This is a genomic window from Aurantimonas sp. E1-2-R+4 (assembly GCF_036549515.1).
GTDB lineage: Bacteria > Pseudomonadota > Alphaproteobacteria > Rhizobiales > Rhizobiaceae > Aurantimonas > Aurantimonas coralicida_A.
In genome coordinates this window covers 1-834 of sequence record NZ_JAZHLK010000150.1, presented here as the reverse complement: position 1 = coordinate 834, position 834 = coordinate 1, and the positions used below count along the sequence as shown (strand labels likewise).

General features: G+C 59.8%; 1 pseudogene. It reads right to left on the bottom strand.

The window, feature by feature from the left end:
• Positions 1-750, bottom strand: a pseudogene (locus tag VQ045_RS21810) (IS5 family transposase); the annotation flags it as partial.
• Positions 751-834: the final 84 nt, after the last annotated feature.

Here is an 834-nt window from a genome sequence, read left to right as displayed (position 1 = left end):
CCTTGGCCAGCCTTCGGCATCGCCCCAGCCATGCGAACGTCCGTTCGACCACCCAGCGTCTCGGCAGAACCTCAAAACCCCTGGCTGTGTCGGATCGCTTCACGATCGCGGTCGCAAGTCCGGGCATGGCTTTCTTCTGCCCCTTGGCGAAGACAGGTCCCTGATAGCCGCCATCCGCAAACAGCTTCTTTAAAAACGGATAACGGCCGAACAGCGTCTTCAGGACCAGCACACCGCCATCACGGTCCTGGATGTCGGCCGGATGAACCAGCGCGTGCAGCAGCAGACCTACTGTATCGACAAGGATATGCCGCTTCTTGCCCTTGACCTTCTTGCCCGCATCATACCCGCCCGGGTCGATGCGACGCCCCCCTTTTCCGCGCTCTTGACGCTCTGGCTATCGATGATCGCCGCCGTCGGGCTAGCCTCGCGCCCCATCACCTCGCGGCATTTCACGTAGAGTTCCTCATGGAGACGGCCGAGCGTGCCGTCCCAGTTCCACAGGTCGAAATAGCTGAACAGCGTGCTCTTCGGCGGCAGGTCCTTCGGCACCGCCCGCCATTGGCAGCCGGTGCTGAGGACATAGAGCAGGCCGTTGAGAACCTCGCGCACGTTAACCTCACGCCTGCGGCCACCCCGCTTGGCAGGAGGGATCAAAGGCTCCACCAGCTCCCATTCCGCATCCGTCAAATCGCTCGGATAGCGCAGACCATCCCGATTGTATTTCCCGCGGTTTGCTTTCGTCCACATCGCTTCCATGCCCTCGTCGAATCAAATCAACAGCATGGAATCACAAACGATTCATATCATTCAACTTCTTTGTGGACCGACACT